The 16,716-nt window shown below is 69.8% G+C and carries 17 protein-coding genes; 6 read left to right on the top strand and 11 right to left on the bottom strand.

Annotated features, from left to right (window positions below; all coding sequences use genetic code 11):
- The first annotated feature begins 57 nt into the window (after nucleotides 1–57).
- Nucleotides 58–945, top strand: a complete 888-nt coding sequence (locus ACPCHZ_RS22420) for a DMT family transporter (protein WP_423486904.1) — start codon at nucleotides 58–60, stop codon at nucleotides 943–945.
- A 3-nt stretch (nucleotides 946–948) separates the two neighbouring features.
- Here the strand turns inward: ACPCHZ_RS22420 and ACPCHZ_RS22415 are convergent, their stop codons facing one another.
- Nucleotides 949–2,124, bottom strand: a complete 1,176-nt coding sequence (locus ACPCHZ_RS22415; protein ID WP_423486761.1) for an MCE family protein — start codon at nucleotides 2,122–2,124, stop codon at nucleotides 949–951.
- A gap of 269 nt (nucleotides 2,125–2,393) precedes the next feature.
- Here ACPCHZ_RS22415 and ACPCHZ_RS22410 point away from each other — a divergent pair, with 269 nt between their 5' ends.
- Nucleotides 2,394–2,966 (top strand): carboxymuconolactone decarboxylase family protein, encoded by a 573-nt coding sequence (locus ACPCHZ_RS22410; RefSeq protein WP_423486760.1) that lies wholly within the window; start codon nucleotides 2,394–2,396, stop codon nucleotides 2,964–2,966.
- Here ACPCHZ_RS22410 and ACPCHZ_RS22405 read toward each other — a convergent pair.
- The 5 genes from ACPCHZ_RS22405 to ACPCHZ_RS22385 form a co-directional block, all read right to left on the bottom strand.
- Entirely contained in the window at nucleotides 2,933–5,020 is a 2,088-nt protein-coding gene (locus ACPCHZ_RS22405; RefSeq protein WP_423486759.1) for an elongation factor G-like protein EF-G2, read from the bottom strand. The two genes, ACPCHZ_RS22410 and ACPCHZ_RS22405, sit on opposite strands and share 34 nt — an antisense overlap.
- A gap of 80 nt (nucleotides 5,021–5,100) precedes the next feature.
- Nucleotides 5,101–5,757 (bottom strand): cytochrome b, encoded by a 657-nt coding sequence (locus ACPCHZ_RS22400; protein WP_423486758.1) that lies wholly within the window; start codon nucleotides 5,755–5,757, stop codon nucleotides 5,101–5,103.
- The gene (locus tag ACPCHZ_RS22395; RefSeq protein ID WP_423486757.1) at nucleotides 5,745–6,164 is read right to left on the bottom strand and encodes a TIGR03668 family PPOX class F420-dependent oxidoreductase; all 420 of its coding nucleotides are present in this window, start codon (nucleotides 6,162–6,164) and stop codon (nucleotides 5,745–5,747) included. The genes ACPCHZ_RS22400 and ACPCHZ_RS22395 overlap by 13 nt, the downstream gene beginning before the upstream one ends.
- 8 nt (nucleotides 6,165–6,172) lie before the next feature.
- The gene (locus tag ACPCHZ_RS22390) at nucleotides 6,173–6,751 is read right to left on the bottom strand and encodes an orotate phosphoribosyltransferase (protein ID WP_423486756.1); all 579 of its coding nucleotides are present in this window, start codon (nucleotides 6,749–6,751) and stop codon (nucleotides 6,173–6,175) included.
- 21 nt (nucleotides 6,752–6,772) lie between these two features.
- Complete coding sequence (locus ACPCHZ_RS22385; protein ID WP_423486755.1) at nucleotides 6,773–7,576, bottom strand: HugZ family protein; 804 nt, start codon at nucleotides 7,574–7,576, stop codon at nucleotides 6,773–6,775.
- 174 nt (nucleotides 7,577–7,750) lie between these two features.
- Here ACPCHZ_RS22385 and ACPCHZ_RS22380 point away from each other — a divergent pair, with 174 nt between their 5' ends.
- On the top strand, nucleotides 7,751–8,749 hold the full coding sequence (locus ACPCHZ_RS22380; protein WP_423486754.1) for a hypothetical protein: 999 nt from the start codon (nucleotides 7,751–7,753) through the stop codon (nucleotides 8,747–8,749).
- A 3-nt stretch (nucleotides 8,750–8,752) separates the two neighbouring features.
- Here ACPCHZ_RS22380 and ACPCHZ_RS22375 read toward each other — a convergent pair whose 3' ends face one another.
- Entirely contained in the window at nucleotides 8,753–9,142 is a 390-nt protein-coding gene (locus ACPCHZ_RS22375; RefSeq protein WP_423486903.1) for a hypothetical protein, read from the bottom strand.
- A gap of 292 nt (nucleotides 9,143–9,434) precedes the next feature.
- Between ACPCHZ_RS22375 and ACPCHZ_RS22370 the strand changes: the two genes are divergently transcribed.
- Nucleotides 9,435–10,745: a maltokinase N-terminal cap-like domain-containing protein gene (locus tag ACPCHZ_RS22370; protein WP_423486753.1), complete on the top strand. Its 1,311-nt coding sequence runs from the start codon at nucleotides 9,435–9,437 to the stop codon at nucleotides 10,743–10,745.
- A gap of 6 nt (nucleotides 10,746–10,751) precedes the next feature.
- Here the strand turns inward: ACPCHZ_RS22370 and ACPCHZ_RS22365 are convergent, their stop codons facing one another.
- Nucleotides 10,752–11,870, bottom strand: coding sequence for an acyl-CoA dehydrogenase family protein (locus ACPCHZ_RS22365; protein WP_423486752.1), 1,119 nt, complete (start codon nucleotides 11,868–11,870; stop codon nucleotides 10,752–10,754).
- 15 nt (nucleotides 11,871–11,885) lie between these two features.
- Nucleotides 11,886–13,046 carry an acyl-CoA dehydrogenase family protein gene (locus ACPCHZ_RS22360; protein ID WP_423486751.1) on the bottom strand — a complete coding sequence of 387 codons (1,161 nt, stop codon included), beginning with the start codon at nucleotides 13,044–13,046 and terminating at the stop codon, nucleotides 11,886–11,888.
- A gap of 116 nt (nucleotides 13,047–13,162) precedes the next feature.
- On the opposite strand from ACPCHZ_RS22360, the gene ACPCHZ_RS22355 reads away from it, so the two are divergent.
- Nucleotides 13,163–13,519 (top strand): hypothetical protein, encoded by a 357-nt coding sequence (locus ACPCHZ_RS22355; RefSeq protein WP_423486750.1) that lies wholly within the window; start codon nucleotides 13,163–13,165, stop codon nucleotides 13,517–13,519.
- Here ACPCHZ_RS22355 and ACPCHZ_RS22350 read toward each other — a convergent pair.
- Nucleotides 13,516–14,070 carry a TetR/AcrR family transcriptional regulator gene (locus ACPCHZ_RS22350; protein WP_423486749.1) on the bottom strand — a complete coding sequence of 185 codons (555 nt, stop codon included), beginning with the start codon at nucleotides 14,068–14,070 and terminating at the stop codon, nucleotides 13,516–13,518. The genes ACPCHZ_RS22355 and ACPCHZ_RS22350 overlap by 4 nt on opposite strands.
- Nucleotides 14,071–14,215: 145 nt before the next feature.
- On the opposite strand from ACPCHZ_RS22350, the gene ACPCHZ_RS22345 reads away from it, so the two are divergent.
- Nucleotides 14,216–14,584: a hypothetical protein gene (locus tag ACPCHZ_RS22345; protein ID WP_423486748.1), complete on the top strand. Its 369-nt coding sequence runs from the start codon at nucleotides 14,216–14,218 to the stop codon at nucleotides 14,582–14,584.
- A 3-nt stretch (nucleotides 14,585–14,587) separates the two neighbouring features.
- Here ACPCHZ_RS22345 and glgX read toward each other — a convergent pair whose 3' ends face one another.
- Nucleotides 14,588–16,702, bottom strand: coding sequence for a glycogen debranching protein GlgX (gene glgX, locus ACPCHZ_RS22340; protein ID WP_423486902.1), 2,115 nt, complete (start codon nucleotides 16,700–16,702; stop codon nucleotides 14,588–14,590).
- Nucleotides 16,703–16,716 lie beyond the last annotated feature (14 nt).

The raw sequence follows: 16,716 nt of genomic DNA, 5'->3' as shown, positions 1-16,716 counted from the left end.
GCCTACGGTGGTGGGTGCTGCCTGCCGACGGCGGCAGGACCGGAAGGGGTGCGCGGCTTGGTGGGCCACGGTTTGGCGGTGCTCTTCGCACTGCTTGCAGCGGTGTTCATGGCGGTCGGGATCGTCGTGCGACAGCGCGCCACGATGGACGTGCCCGCGGAGAAAGGCGTCAGCACCCTGATGTTGATGACGCTGGTGCGCCGCCCCCTGTGGTGGGCCGGCACCGGGTCCGCCGTCGCCGGCTTCGTGTTCCAGGCGCTGGCGCTGGGCTACGGGTCGCTGATCCTGGTGCAGCCGATCCTGGTGTCCGCCCTGCTGTTCGCGCTTCCACTGAGTGCGCGGCTGGCCGGCAGGCGGGTGAGCCGCGCCGAATGGCTGTGGGCGGTGCTGCTGACCGTTGCGCTGACGGTGTTCGTGGCGCTGGCCAAGGCCAAGGCCGGCGACTACGACATCTCGGTCCCGGCGACGGTGGCGGTGGCCGTGGTGTGCGGCGCGGCGGTGCTGGCGTGCATCGCCGTCGCAGTCCGCGCCGTCGACTGGCGGCGCGCGGTGCTGCTGGCCGTCGCCGTGGGTGTGCTCTTCGGCGTGGTGGCGGTGCTCACCAAGATCGTGATGCACCTGATCACCGAGGGCCGGGTGGAGGAGGTGCTGACCACGCCCACGATCTACCTCGTCGTCCTGCTCGGGGTGGCCGCGACGCTGCTGCAGCAGTCGGCCTTCCACGCGGGCTCGCTGCAGACGTCGGTGCCGACGATGCTGGTGCTGGAGCCGGCGGTCGCCGTCGTGCTGGGCTCGGTCCTGCTCGGCGAGCACCTGTCGATCACCGGTTGGGAACCGGTGGCCCTGGTCATCGCGATCGCCGCGATGGTGGCGGCCACCATCGCCCTCGGCCGTGAGGAAGGCGCCTACGAAGCCGAACTCGAGGCCGTGGTGCGCCAGCCGTAGCGGTTACGGGTTGATCGTGTTCTCGCCGATCTGGCGTCCCCACACGTATTCGATGGCGATGGGCTGGCCGAGTTCGATGTGGTTGTACGGGGCGAGCGAGGCGCCGGTGTCCATCACCAGATACGGCGCGGGGAACAGGTCGCGGGTGACCTTCTGCCAGCAGCCCGGCCTGCCCTCGGGGCCGCCCTTGGCGTTCACCCGCGGCAGGTTGTCCGGGTACACCCACGGGTTGGCCGCGCCGACGAGCGTGTTGTGCAGGTTCACCGAATAGCCGTTGCCGCCGTTGAACTCGGTGAACTTGGGCTCGTTGTCGTGCCAGTTGCGGATGGTGCAGTACAGCGCGGGGCTGTACTCGTCGAGCGTCGCCGAGGTGCGGATCAGATCCTCGGAGCCGCGCACCAGGTAGGGGCCACCGCGCTCGAACACGTCACCGCCGGTGTTGCCGAAGCCGACCGCGGCCATCAGCGCCGCGTCGAGATTGCCGCGCTCCTGGTTCAGGGTGCGCGCGGTGGTGACGGCGTTCTCCAGCCCGTCGAACAGGTCCGGCGCGGCGTCGGCGTACACCTCGCCCAGGTCGGCCAGCAACTGGGTGTCGCGGCGGATCTGCGGCATCTGCGGGTTCACGTCGGCCAGGATCTCGTTGCCGTTGACCACCGCCTGGCCGAATCGCTCACCGAGTCCGTCGAGCGCCTCGGCCGTCGCGGTCAGCGTCTGGTTCAGCTTGATCGGGTCGACCTGCTGGGCGACCTCGACCACCGTCTCGAACAGCGTGTTGAACTCGGTGGTCACGCTGGTCGCGTCGACGACGTCGGCGGGGTCGAGCCGCTGCGGCACCGGGTTCTCCGGCGTCGAGAAAGACACGAACTTGTTGCCGAACACCGTGGAGGCCGCGATGTCGACGTCCACGTTGGCCGGGATGAGTCGCATGTACTGCGGGTCGATGTCGAGGAGTAGCTTGGCCCGCGGTTCGTTGCCGACACTCTGCGGCTCGACCTCCGCCACCCGGCCGATCTGCACGCCGTTGTAGGTGACCTTGGAACCCGGGTCGGTGTTCAGGCCGGCGCGGTCGGCCATCAGGGTGAGCCGCGTGACCGGGGTGAACGACCCGCGGAACTGCAGCCACACCATCGCCAGGATCACCACCATGATCAGGATGGTGATGACGCTCGCCGTCTTCACGGGCGGATCCCAGCGCCAGTGCTTGAACCGTTTTTGCAGGCCGGTATCCACAGGTGCTTCCTCCCCGGATGGTCGTCACCTCGGCCGCCAGCATATAAGTTAATGACGATTCCGACAGTTAAAGTGACCTAACTTTTTCAACCCGGTTGCGTCGCCGCAAGTGAGTGCGGTGCACATCACGTGGTGATGGGTGTGCGACGCCGGTCACATTCGCGCAGGCGCCCGCTCAATGCATAGACTGGCTAAAGAGCTATGCCGAGAGGACACCGATGCTGACGCCACTGCCGGCCGACGAGTGGGACGACCACACCAGCCGCGCCCTCGAGGGCACCGTGGCCCCCGAGCGGCGCAACCCCGAAGACGCGGGGAACGCACTGGCGACACTCGTGCGCCATCCGGAACTGGCGGGCAAGTTCCTGCCGTTCAACACCTATCTGATGGAGGGTTCGTCGCTGCCCGCACGCGAGCGCGAACTGGCCATTCTGCGTGTCGCCCACCGCCACGGGTGCCGGTACGAGTGGGTGCACCACGTCGCGATCGGCAAGCAGGCCGGCCTGACCGACGCCGACGTGGAGGCCGCCCGCGCCGGTGAGGCCGCAGGCGCGTTCGACCGCGCGGTGCTGGCCGCCGTCGACGAACTCCACGACGGGTCGCGGATCACTCCCGGCACCTGGGATGCGCTGGGGCAGCACCTCGACGACCGGCAGCGGATGGACCTGCTGTTCACCGCAGGCGGCTACGGGGTGCTGGCGACGGCGCTGAACACGTTCGGCGTCGAACCGGAGGAGTGGGCGGGCAAGCCGGAGCACTACCAGGCCAGCGCCTCGGGCATCGGCTCGTAGCGGACGAACCGGCGGGTGAACGACCCCGCGCCGTGGGACAGCGACCGCAGGTCCACCGCGTAGCGGCTGAGCTCGATCTGCGGGACGTCCGCCTTCACCAGCGTGCGGTCGCCGCCCATCGTCTCGGTGCCAAGCACCCGGCCGCGACGCGTCGACAGGTCGGTCATCACCGCACCCACCAGATCGTCGGGGATCAGTACCGACACCTCGTCGACCGGTTCCAGCGCCGTGATGACCGTCGCGGCGGCCGCGTCGCGCAACGCCAGCGCCCCGGCCGTCTGGAACGCGGAGTCCGACGAGTCCACGCTGTGCGCCTTGCCGTCGACCAGCGTCACCCTGATGTCGACCACCGGGTGTCCCGCCCCGCCGTTGCCGGTGAGGCCCTTGGCCATTTGCGCCCGGACGCCTTTCTCCACACTGGGGATGAACTGGCGCGGCACCGCACCGCCGACGACGCGGTCGACGAACTCGAAGCCCGCACCGGGGGGCAACGGCTCGACCTCGATGTCGCACACCGCGTACTGGCCGTGGCCGCCGGACTGTTTGACGTGCCTGCCATGGCCTTTCGCGGCGGCACCGAACGTCTCGTGCAGCGGCACCCGTAATTCGACGACGTCGACGGCGACGCCGTAGCGACGCGCCAGCGCATCGAGCACGACGTGGGAGTGAGCCTCGCCCATGCACCACAGCACCAGCTGGTGGGTGTCGGGGTTCTGCTCGATGCGCAGCGTCGGGTCCTCGGCGGCCAACCGTGCCAAGCCGACCGACAGCTTGTCCTCGTCGGTCCTGGCGCGCGGCGCCACCGCGATCGGCAGCAGCGGCTCGGGCATCGTCCACGGTCTGAGCACGAGCGGCGAATCCTTGTCGGACAACGTGTCTCCGGTCTCGGCGTGGTTCAGCCTGCCGATCGCGCAGATGTCGCCTGCGATCACCGACGGCGCGGGCCGCTGGTGGCGGCCGAGCGGGAACGACAGCGCACAGATCCGTTCGTCCTCGTCGTGGTCGGCGGGTCCGGCGCCCGCGCCGAAGAAGGACGAGAAATGGCCCGACACGTGCACCGTCATGTCGGGCCTGATCGTCCCGGAGAACACCCGGGCCAGACTCACCCTGCCGACATAGGGATCCGACGTCGTCTTCACCACCTCGGCGAGCAGTGGGCCGTCCGGGTCGCAGCACAACCCCTTGCGGTCGGCGCCCTGCGGCGTGAACGCCTCGGGCAGAGGATGTTCCGGCGGCGACGGGAAGCCGCGCGCGGCGACCTCGAGCAGTTCCAGCGTGCCGGTACCGGTGGTGCTGCACACCGGGACGACGGGGAAGAACGACGCGCGGGCGACGGCCTTCTCGAGATCCTCGATCAGCACCGACTCGTCGATGTCCTCGCCGCCGAGGTAGCGCTCCATCAGGGTCTCGTCCTCGGACTCCTCGATGATGCCCTCGATCAGGGCGCCGCGCAGCTCGCCGGCGCGGTCCTCGCCGACGGGGCTGAGTGCGAGCAGCCCGGTCAGCCCGTCGCCGGCGGGCACGTACAACGGAAGAACCCTGTCGCCGAACGCATCCTGTACCGCGGAGAGTGCGGCGGAGTAGTCGGCCCTGGCGTGGTCGAGCTTGGTGATCACCACCGCCCTCGGCATCCGCACCTGGCTGCACTCCAGCCACAGCGATCGCGTCGGCTCGTCGACACCCTCGTTCGCGGCGATCACGAACAGCGCGCAGTCCGCCGCCCTCAGACCGGCCCGCAGCTCACCGACGAAGTCGGCGTACCCGGGGGTGTCGATCAGGTTGATCTTGACGTCGCGGAAGCGCAGCGACGCCAGCGCCAGGCCGACCGACCGCTGCTGGGCGACCTCCGCGTCGTCGCTGTCGCAGACGGTGGTGCCGTCGGTCACGGCGCCGGCGCGGTTGAGCACACCGGCGGCCACCAGCAGCGCTTCGACGAGCGTCGTCTTGCCAGCCCCCGAGGGGCCGACGAGCACGACGTTGCGGATGGCGGCGGGCCGGTCCGCGGTGATGACGGCGGAGGCGCCGCCGCGGGACGTTGTCGTCCGGTCGGCCATGACGATCCCTTCGCCCGGGCCGCGTCGCCCGGTGCACCGTCCAGAATTCTCCGATGCGGACGGCAGCACAAGGGCGACCGTCAGAGCATGCGGGACAGGTGCCGGTTGCGCGTGTGCTTGAGCACCAGCCCGACATGCAGGGCGATGGCCAGCAGCAACGCGACCTGGGCGGCCACGTGCAGCGGCACCCAGTCGTGACCGAGGGCGAGCACCGCCAGGCCGGTGCCGGGCACCACGAACAGCAGTGCCAGCAGCGACTTCTCCAGGGCGGCTTCGAGGGTCCGTTCCCCCGCGCTGAGGTGCTCGGCCCACGGCGGCAACCCGGCCACGGCACGCCAGACGATGCGCAGCACACCCAGAGCGATCAGCGAGAGACCCAGCGTCACATGGAGTTCCGGCAACGAGACCCCGTCGCCCGCAAAGGTGCCCGACGCCACGTCGCCGAACGCGTCGGCCACGTAGTCGTCCTCGCGGACGTCGAGTTCGTCCTCCAGTCGGTCGATCTCGTTCTCGAAACGTTCCTCGGCCGCTTCGCCCTGCCGTTCGGCCCGCTCCTCGCCGAGCTCCTCGAGTTCGTCGATGCGGTCCTTCTCGCGGTCGAGCGCGGCCTCGTCGGGACCCATCGTCGCGCCCACCGTGAACTGCGCGACGATCACCGCGACGGTCAGCCAGTGCAGGAGCTTCGAGACGGCGCCGTATCCGTGGGCGCCATTGCGCAGCCGGATCAGGCCTGCCACGACGACCACCGTCGCACCGCGACGGTCACCACCGGACCGTCGAGGGCGAGGCGCTGGTACTGAACGTACTTGTGGCGCAACAGTGAATAGCCGGCCGCCATCTCCTCGCCGCTGTGGTGCACCGTCGCCTCGCCGTCGGCGCGTGCCCACCACAGCTGGGTCCAGTCGTCGGCGTAGTGGTCGACGAGCAGCGTCACCCGCGGATCGGCCTCGATGTTGGCCAGCCGCCGCAGCCGCTGGGTGGTCTTGCGCTTGGCGTCGACCGCGGTGTAGATCGTGTCACCCGACACGGCGAACACCACCGGCACCAGGTGCGGCGCGCCGCCGGGGTCGATGGTCGCCAGCACCGCGGACGGGGCGTCCGCGAAGCGGGCCGCTGCCGCCCTGGCGTCGTCGTCACCGGCCATCTCCGGACTCACACCGCCTTGACCGGTTCGATCCCGAGGTCGCGGTAGGTGACCAGCGCGACGAACGGGACGTTGAGTTCGGCGAACAGTGCGGCCGCCACGTCGCCGCGGTCGACCATCGGGATGACGCCGGTGGCCACCGCCCCCGCCGCGGTCACCCGGTCGAGCGCGAGCGCCGTCGATCCGCCGGTGCTGATCACGTCGTCGACCAGCAGCACCCGCGTGCCGGGCTCGATGCGGGTGCCCTCGATCCACTGTTCGCGGCCGCGCTGCTTCTGCTCCTTGCGCACCGAGAACCACGCGGCTCCGGTCACCATCGCGACACCGTGGGCCAGCGGATCCGCGCCCATGGTGAGCCCCCCGACGGCGTCGAACTCGATGCCGTTCATCGCCGCCAGGTCCGCGACCGCACGGCTCACCACGGTCAGCCGTTCGCCGTTGTCGACGGCGTACTTACCGTCGATGTAGTCGTGGCTGAGCTGGCCGCTCGCCAGCCGGAACGGCTCGGCGCGGTGCTCGTATCCGCGGGTGCGGATGAGGTCGAAGGCGGCTTGCCAGGTGTCCGGACGCCCGGTCGCAGCAGACATACCGGCGATCGTATTGCAGGGTCAGCCGTCCCCGCGGGCGCGGCGGGTCAGTTCCACCGCCGCCGAGCGCAGTTCCTCGAACGACGCGATGGGCGCGGCGTAGCCGATGCGCGGGTACGCGACGCCGCGCGGTGTGGTCACCCGCAGGTCGAGGCCGTACCGGTCGGCGCCGGTGCAGACGGCGGCCGTGGCGTCGGCGTAACCGCCGAGCGAGGCGGCCATCGCCAGCAGCGCCTCCGAGTGGTCGGCGTTGAGGTGGGCGACGGCGCCCGCGGCTCGCGGCGCCACCGGATCGGGCTCGGCCGCGGCGTACTCGGCGCCGGTGGTGGACTCCATCCGGCCGTACCCGCCGACCCACCGGACCCGCTGCACCCGCAGCACCCACAGCGTGAAGTCGCTGTAGTCGATGTAGTACTTGGCGGCCGCCACCGCGGCCAGGTGCGCCTCCCGGGCGGCGTCGCGCTCGTCGCCGGTCGGTCGTTCGGCGACACCGGCGAGGGTGACCCGGCCACTGGCGAGCGGGTCGGTGTCGGTGGCAGGCGCGACGATCGCCAGGCTGGCCCGCGGGTCGCCGTCGAGGTTGCGGCCGTGCTCGGCGAGGTTCGACACGCACAGTACGGGCGCCCCGCCGTGCAGTCCGTAGGTGACGAACGACGCCCAGGGGTCGCCGTCGGCGGTGAGCGTCGCCAGCGTCGCGGTGTTGGTCGAGGCCGCGATGGTGCGGGCCTCTTCGGCGGCCGACGGGCGGACGGCACGGGACACCTCGCCCAGCGGCGGGGGGATCGACGGGGCGTCGCCGGGGTCACCATGATCGCGGTTGGCCACCTCGGCACCCTACCTGACCTGCGCGCGGCCGCCGATGGGACGGCCGGCAGCCGCCCCGGGGGACCGTCGGCGAAGTGCTATTGCCGACAGCTACCGCCAAATGCCGTCAATATGCGAAAATACCTGCGGTGGGTGTGTGGTATAGCAATCGCCCGCCGGGGGAGTGAGGGTCGCATGGCAATGCCGTCGTTGCGCCCGCTGATGTGTGCCGGTGTCGTGGTGGGTGGACTGGTCGTGGCGGGTCCGGTCGCGGGCGTCGCGGTTGCCGACCCCGGCAGCTCCGATGATGCGGGCAAGTCCGACAGCAGTGAAACCGGCAAAGGCGACGACGACCGAACGCCCGGACAGGGGCGCGACTCCCGCAACGACGACGGTTCCGGCGGTCAGCGCAAGCGGCGGACATTCGGTATCAGCCTCGGCGGCACCCGGGCGCGTGAGGAGCGCACCGACGACGGCGAGGACACCAAATCCGACCGCGACCGCATCGACATCCGCGTGCCCGGCGGCCGGAGCAACCTGCCCATCCCGCAGGTGCGGATGTCCGTCGGCGCAACCGAGCGCGGGGCCGACAACTGCACCGGGTCGTGCCTGGCGAGTCTGCGGGTCGGGACGCCGGGCGTCTCCGCATCGGTGTCGCTGTACTCCGGCGCACGCGAACCCGAACCGGAACCACCCGGCCCGGCGTTTCGCGGCGGACCCGCCGAGGAGGACCCGGTCGTCGATGCCGGCAGCGGCGGTGAGGTGGGGCAGTTCAGCCCCGGGGCGCCGGAGGTGCTCGAGGTGCCGATGATCGTCGCCGCGCCGCCCTTCGTGGGGATGGCACCACCCCCCGTTGTCTTACCGGGTCCGCCGGGGCCCGCACCGGCGTCGACGGGGTTCTTCGGTATCCAGGCCGCTCTGCCCACGTCCGCCTCGGGCGGGTCGATGATCGGCACGCCATCCGCTTTCAATGCACCCGCGTTACCGGGGTCGAGCGTCGCGAGCGGTGCCGCGGCACGGTTGGGTCTGCCGTCCGCCTCGCGCGCCGGCGGGCCGGGCGGCCAGTGGGTGGGCGCCATGCCGGGGTTGTTCGGGCTGTTCATCGTGACGGCCTGCGGCGGCTTCATCGGCTATCGGCAGGCCAACGCGGGCCGGTACGTGCGGACCGGGGGAGCCGACCGGTTCCTGGGCTGACGGCTAGCCGCCGAGTGCGGCGATGAGGTCCTTGATCTTGCCGGTCTCCGCCTCGCTCGCCTGCTCCTCGGCCTCGACGGCCTCGATCAGGTCGCGGCGCAGTCCGACACCGTTGGCGGCTTCCTTGGTGCTCAGCTTCGCCCGCGTGCGTGCGACGTAGAGGCGCTGTCCGAGGGTGGCTCCGGGCCCGCCGGCCGCGCTCTCCATCAACGCGTCGTAGCGGTTGCGCACACCGCTGAGCGCGACGATCACCGACGGGTTGATCCGGCTGTGGCTCGCGGCCTCCGACATCGCACCGAGCAGCTTGCGCAGACCCGTCAGCACCACCGCGGACCGCTCCGGGAACTCGGGATCGGCCGCGTCGGGCAGCGAATCGATGGCCGCCGAGTACATGTGCATCGCCGCATCGGACAGACTGACGATTACCGGAGCTTCACCATCATTTGGCGTCGATTCAGCCACAGACCCACCCGAATTCCTACTCAGAGTATCGATCGCCCCCGACGGGCAGATCACAGACGCCGAAACCGTAACGTGTCGGCACCGGGGTTTCAACAGTTACCTCACACCCTGGAACCGGTGCCGGAAACCGGCCCGGCGGGCCACGATTCGGTTCGCGCCGCGATGGGTAGGTTTCAGGGTGCGACGGCGCCGCGACCCCCGTCCGACGATCTGGAGCCAAGCGATGAACCTGCCGTTCGACACCTGGCTACCGCAGCAGCGGTGGTACGCCGGGCGTACCCGCCACCTCGAGGAGGCCCGGCCGGGCCGGGTGATCTCCCTGCGACCCGACCTCGACCTGGTGCTGCTCGACGTCCTCTACGCCGACGGCGCCGCCGAGCGCTACCAGTTGCTGGTCGGCCACGGCGACACCACGCCCTCCGACGTTCCCTCCGGTGCGGTGATCGGCGTCGACGGCGGCCGCACCGCCTACGACGCGCTGTTCGACCCGGCCGCCGCGCAGTACCTGCTGTCGTTGATCGACGACGATGCCGACGTCGACGGCGTCCGCTTCGTCAAGGAACCGGGCGCCGCGCTGCCGACGGGCGAGGCGGCCAGGGTGTCGGGCGCCGAGCAGAGCAACACCAGCGTGATCTTCGGCCGCGAGGCCATCTTCAAGGCCTTCCGCCGCATCACCCCCGGCGTCAACCCGGACATCGAGCTCAACCGGGTGCTCGCCCGTGCGGGCAACCCGCACGTCGCCCGGCTGCTGGGCTCCATCGAGACGACGCTGGACGGGCAGCCCTACGCGATGGGCATGGTGACCGAGTTCGCCGGCGGCTCCACCGAGGGCTGGGACATGGCCCTGGCCAGCACCCGGAATCTGTTCGTCGACACTCAGAATGGCGGCGCCGCAGACGAATTCGTCGCGGAGTCGCGCCTGCTCGGCGAGGCCGTCGCCTCGGTGCACGCCACGCTCGCCGACGAGCTGGGCACGTCGACCCTGCCGTTCCCCACCGACACGGTGCTCGAGCGGCTGCGCGCGGTGGCCGGTGCGGTACCCGAGATCGGCCGCTACGTGCCGTTGATCGAGGAGCGTTACCGCAAGCTGGCCGAGCAGTCGATCACCGTGCAGCGCGTGCACGGCGACCTGCACCTGGGCCAGGTGCTGCGGACCGGAACCGCCTGGCTGCTCATCGACTTCGAGGGTGAGCCCGGCCAGCCGCTCGACGAGCGCAGGCGGCCGGACTCCGCACTGCGCGACGTCGCCGGTGTGCTGCGGTCCTACGAGTACGCCGCCCATCAGCAGCTGATCGAGGGTACGTCGGAGACCGATCCGCAGCAGGCCCAGCGCGCCCGGGAGTGGGCGCAGCGCAACGTGACCGCGTTCTGCGACGGATATGCCGCCGGATGTGGCGTAGATCCCCGCGATTCGGCCGAACTGCTGGCGGCCTACGAACTGGACAAGGCCGTGTACGAGGCGGGCTACGAGAGCCGTCACCGGCCGGGGTGGCTGCCCATCCCGTTGGACTCGATCGCCCGCCTCGTCGGGTAGCGGCCGTTACAGCGTGGCGACCTCGTAGTCGGTGAGCCGGTCGGTCAGCACGTGCAGCTGGTCACCGGCCGAGCCGAGGGTGTGCTCGATGGCCGTCAGCCGCGCCGCGTAGTGCCCGACCGGGTATTCGGCGGTGACGCCGATGCCGCCGTGCAGCTGGATCGCCTCCTGGCTGATGTGGCGCCCGGAGCGGCAGATCTGCAGCTTCGCCCGGGCCGACACCGCCGGGTCGAAGTTGCCGTCCGCGATCGACATGGCGGCGTACATGCTCATGGAACGCGCCAGTTCGAGGGAGACGTACATGTCGGCCGCGCGCTGGGTGAGCGTCTGGAACTTGTTCAGCGTGACACCGAATTGCTTACGGCTGGTGAGGTATTCGGTGGTCAGCCGCAGCGCCTCCTCCATCGCGCCGAGCGCCTCGGCGCACAGGGCGGACTGCAGGCGCACGACGGTGCGGGCGATCGCCTCTGATGCGTCCGACGCCGAACCCAGCGGCTGTGCCGGCGCGTCGGCCAGGTCGATCTGCGCGCCGTGCTGGCCGTCGAAGGTGCGGTAGCCCGTGCGGGTGACCCCCCTGGCATCCCCGCCCGTATCGACGAGGAACAGTCCCGTCCCGCCGTCGGGCAGCGCCGCGCTGACCACCAGCGTGTCCGCGGAGTCACCGGCGAGCACCGGGTTCTTGCGTCCGCTGAGCGACCACGAATCCCCTTGCTGCACAGCCTTGGTCGTGATCGTCCCGGTCGCGCCGCGCATACCGGGCTCGACGTGGGCGAAGGCCAGCAGCCGCTGACCGGCGGCCACCTCGTCGAGGAGGCCGCGCTGCTCGTCGGTGCCTGCTTCGGCGATCAGCGCGCCGGGGCCGAGCGCGGCGTTCAGCACCGGTTCCGGGGCAAGCCTGCGGCCGATCTCTGTGGCCACCGCCATGATCTCGAGCGCCCCGCCGGCGTCCTCCTCGAATCCGAGTCCCAGGATGCCGATCTCGGCGAGCTGGTTCCACACGTCGCGGCTCCACCCGAGCTCGGAGTCGATCACCTTGAGGCGGCTCTCCGGGTCGTAGCTGCGGGCCAGCACGTCACGGGTGGTGTCGCGCAGCAGCACCTGCTCTTCGCTGAGCTGAAAGTCCACGAGTTGCTCCCTATCTCACAGTCCGAGGATCGTCGAGGCGATGATGGTGCGCTGCACCTCGTTGCTGCCGCCGTAGATCGAGGTCTTGCGGTAGTTCAGGTACGTGGGCGCCGCGTGTTGGGCCCAGTACGGCGAGGCGATGTCGTCGCCGGCCTCGAACGGCAGCGCATCGGCGCCCGCCACCTCGACCAGCAGTTCGGTCGCGATCTGCTGGAGCTGGCTGCCGCGCAGCTTGAGCACCGACGACGCCGGGTTGGGCTTGCCGTCTACCGATCCGGACGCCACCCGCATCTGGGTGAGTTCCAGTGCCAGCGCGTCGTTCTCGGCCTCGGCCAGGCGGGCGGCGAACAACGGGTCCTCGAGCAGGCCGGACTCCTTGGCGCGGGCCTTGACCTCGGAGAGCTTCAGCTTGGTGCGGGCCACCTGGGTGATGCCGGTGCGCTCGTTGCCGAGCAGGAACTTGGCGTAGCTCCAGCCCTGGTTCTCCTCGCCGACGAGCTGGTCGGCGGGCACCCGGACGTCCTCGAAGAACACCTCGTTGACCTCGTAGCTGCCGTCGACGAGCTTGATCGGCCGCAGCGTGATGCCCGGGGTGTTCATGTCGATGAGCAGCAGCGAGATACCCGCCTGACGCTTGGGCGCCTGCGGGTCGGTGCGCACCAGGTTGAAGATCCAGTCGGCGTGCTGGCCCAGGGTGGTCCAGGTCTTCTGTCCGTTGACCACGTAGGTGTCGCCGTCGCGGGTCGCGGTGGTGCGCAGCGAGGCGAGGTCGGATCCGGCCTCCGGCTCGGAGAACCCCTGGCACCACCAGATGTCCAGCGACGCGGTCGGCGGCAGGAACCGTTCCTTCATCTCCTGCGAGCCGAACTCGGCGATCACCGGGCCGATCATCTTGGCGTTGAACGTCAGCGGCTCGGGCACGCTGGCCAGCTGCATCTCATCGAGCCAGATCTGGTGCTGGGTCGGCGTCCAGTCCTTACCGCCCCACTCGACGGGCCAGTTCGGCACCGCCAGTCCGTGCTCGTGCAGGATCTTGTGCGTGGTGACGATGTCCTCTTTGGACACCTCGCCGCCGCGGCGCGAGCGCTCGCGCACGTCGGCGGGGATCTTGGTCGTGTAGAAGGTGCGTAGCTCGTCCCGGAAGGCGGCTTCCTCCGGTGTCAGCGCCAGTTGCATTGCTGCCTCCCTACTCGTCGGTAATCAGGCCTGTATGTACCGTAAACCACCCGGTTGGTCGGGTCGCTGGCGCACCGGGACTACTACCCGCCGCTGCGATGGCGGAGAATGCGGACATGGCCAAGTACCTGCTCAACGACGCGGCCGTGGAGAAGGCCCGCGACCTCATCGAGGCCCGCCAGTACGTGCTCGACAGCGACTGGGGCGAGGTCCAGCCCCGCGCCGACGCGCAGAACGCCTACCTGGACCGGCACTCGTGGGACGACTACGCCGCCTGGCATCTCGCGCTCACCGACGGCGCGTCCGACGGCACCAAGGCGCGGTACGCCTTCGGGTACGGCGACTTCCGGCGTCTGCACCGCACCGGCCTGATCGCCTGCGTGTACCGGGCCGCCGAGTGGCGGCACAAGCAGGTGGAGCTGGCGGCCCATGATCTGCTGCAACGGCTCGACCGCGCCTGCGGCATCACCTAGTCGCGCAGCAGGAACTCCAGCAGCCGGTCCCGCACCTCCGGCGACGCGTCGACGGCGGGGTCCGAGCCGTGCAGCAGGCCGAGGCCGGCGCCGAACAGCAGCCCGGAGCGCAGCGCCGCGTCGGCGGGTTCGAAGCCGTAGTCGGTGAAGGCCTGCAGGACCGCCGCGAACACCCGCTGGTCGCCGCGCCGGACGCTCTCGCCGACCCGGTCGTCGGTGAGCGCCCAGGCCCGCATCACCCGCTCCACCGACCAGTGGTCGGGGCGCGCCAGCATGCCCATCATCCGGGCCAGCCGCTCCCGCGGATCCAGGTCCTCCATCGAGGTCAACCGGCGGCGGTCCTCGGCACGCAGGTCGGTCCAGGAGTCCACGAGCGCAGCGCGGTAGGCCTGGATGTCGGCGAAGTGCCAGTAGAAACTGCCCTTGGTGACGTTGAGCCGCTCGCAGAGCCGGCCGATGCGCAGCGCGTCGAAGCCACCCTCGGCAAGCAGGTCGAAACCGGCTTCCACCCAGTCGTCGAATGACAGGGGTTGGTCGCGCTGCGACGCCATGACGCGCAGCATACGGACACCGTCGCAGCGATCCGTTGACACTGGCGAAAATTTGCCCGCTCGGGCAGCGCGTTTAGCGCCGCGGCCCTAGGGGCAACCGGGCAGGCGACAGTAGGCCGCACCGGACCGATCCAGGAGGTCTCCCATGAGCACCGAGAACAACGCCGCCGACTCCGCCAACGACGTCGGCGGAGAGGGCGAATCGTTGCGCCCGTCCGAGGCGCTGGACTCCGACGAGGTGCGCAACAACGACGGCGACGATGTCGTCGACCCGCCCGAGCGGTGGATCGAGCCCAAGGAGGACGAAACCCTCGACGAGCGGCTGTCCGACGAGGTGCCCGATGTCTCCGCCGACGGCGCACCGGCCGCAGGCGACGCCACCGACGGCGGTGACGTCGTCTCGATCAGCGACGACGAGATCGACCGCCTCGACACCCAGCGGCACGGCACCGACGAAGGGCAGATCAGCGGCACCCCGGAGGACGGCGAGTCGTTCTTCGACGTCGTGGAGTAGCGCTCAGTCGCCCGCCTGCAGCACGATCACCGAGCGCGAGTCGACACTGAACGTCGTCCCGGCCGGCACCGGCTCGCTGTGTCCGGCGCCGTTGCCGCCGGTGTAGATCACCGGCTTCCACAGCGCCCCGAACTCCTCGCCGGGCATGGTGAAGTCGATCGGCTCGTGGTGGGCGTTGAAGCACAGGAAGAACGAGTCGTCCACCACCCGCTGACCCCGGTCGTCGAGGTCGGGGATGCCGTCGCCGTTGAGGTACACCGCCACCGACTTGGCGAACCCGCTCTCCCAGTCCTCGTCGGTCATCTCCGAGCCGTCGGGGGAGAACCACGCGATGTCGGGCAGGCCGGGTCCGCCCTTCTGCCGGACCGGCCTGCCGCTGAAGAACCGGCGACGGCGGAACACCGGGTGCGCGGCCCGCAGTGCCGACACGGCCTGGGTGAACTCCATCAGATCGGTGTCCGCGGTGGACCAGTCGATCCAGGACAGCTCGTTGTCCTGGCAGTAGACGTTGTTGTTGCCGTGCTGGGTGCGGCCCAATTCATCACCGTGCGCGATCATCGGAACACCCTGCGACAGCAGCAGAGTGGTCAGGAAGTTGCGCTGCTGCTTGGATCGCAGCGCGATGACCTCAGGGTCATCGGTGGGGCCCTCGACGCCGCAGTTCCAGGACCGGTTGTGGCTCTCGCCGTCGTTGTTGTCCTCGCCGTTGGCCTCGTTGTGTTTCTCGTTGTAGGACACCAGGTCCCGCAGCGTGAAGCCGTCGTGGGCGATGACGAAGTTGATAGAGGCGACCGGACGGCGAGCGGTGTGCTCGTAGAGGTCCGAGGAGCCGGTCAGCCGGGAGGCGAACTCGTCGAGCGTGGCCGACTCGCCGCGCCAGTAGTCGCGGACCGTGTCGCGGTATTTGCCGTTCCACTCCGTCCACTGCGGCGGGAAGTTGCCGACCTGGTAGCCGCCGGGTCCGACGTCCCACGGTTCGGCGATCAGCTTCACCTGGCTGACCGTCGGATCCTGCTGCACGAGTTCGAAGAACGTCGACAGCCGGTCCACGTCGTAGAACTCGCGGGCGAGCGTCGAGGCCAGATCGAAGCGGAATCCGTCGACATGCATCTCGGTGACCCAGTACCGCAGCGAGTCCATGATCAGCTGCAGCGCGTGCGGGCTGCCGGCGTTGAGGCTGTTGCCGGTGCCCGTGTAGTCCATGTAGTAGCGCTTGTCGTCGTCGACGAGGCGGTAGTACGCCGCGTTGTCGATGCCGCGGAACGAGACCGTCGGACCCATGTGGTTGCCCTCGGCGGTGTGGTTGTAGACCACGTCGAGGATCACTTCGATGCCGGCTTCGTGCAGCGTGCGCACCATCGCCTTGAACTCCTGCACCTGACCGCCGGGGGTGTTGCTCGAGCTGTACTTGGGGTCGGGCGCCAGAAAGCCGATCGTGTTGTAGCCCCAGTAGTTCGACAAGCCCTTGTCGATCAGGGTCGAGTCGTTGGCGAAGTGGTGCACCGGCATCAGTTCGATGGCGTTGACGCCGAGGGCCTTGAGGTGATCGATGATCACCGGGTGGGCCACCGCGGAGTACGTCCCCCGGATCTGCTCGGGGATCTCGGGATGGGTCTGGGTGAGTCCCTTGACGTGGGCCTCGTAGATCACCGTGTCGGCGTATTCGTGTTTCGGCGGGCGGTCCACGCCCCAGTCGAAGAACGGGTTGATCACCACCGACTTCGGCATGAGGTCCGCCGAGTCGTCGTCGTTGCGGCTGTCCGGTTCGCCGAAGTTGTAGCCGAACAGCGGCTGACCCCAGTCGAACGTGCCGTCGATCGCCTTGGAGTACGGGTCGAGCAGCAGCTTGTTGGGATTGCAGCGCAACCCGTTGGCCGGATCGTGCGGGCCGTGCACCCGGTAGCCGTAGCGCTGGCCCGGCTCGATGTTCGGGATGAAGCCGTGCCACACGAAGCCGTCCACCTCGGGCAGCGTCACGCAGCCGGTCTGCTGACCGTCGGCGTCGAACAGGCACAGCTCGACCCGCTCGGCGACCTCACTGAACACGGCGAAGTTGGTGCCGAAGCCGTCGTACGTCGCGCCGAGCGGATAGGCCTTGCCCGGCCAGATGTCGGCCAGCGCGGCGGGCGCGT

Origin of the sequence: Mycobacterium sp. NPDC050041 (genome assembly GCF_049541695.1) — a bacterium.
Classification (GTDB): Bacteria; Actinomycetota; Actinomycetes; order Mycobacteriales; family Mycobacteriaceae; genus Mycobacterium.
Note: the sequence above shows the minus strand (reverse complement) of the source record. Positions and strands in the feature narration are given on the sequence as shown.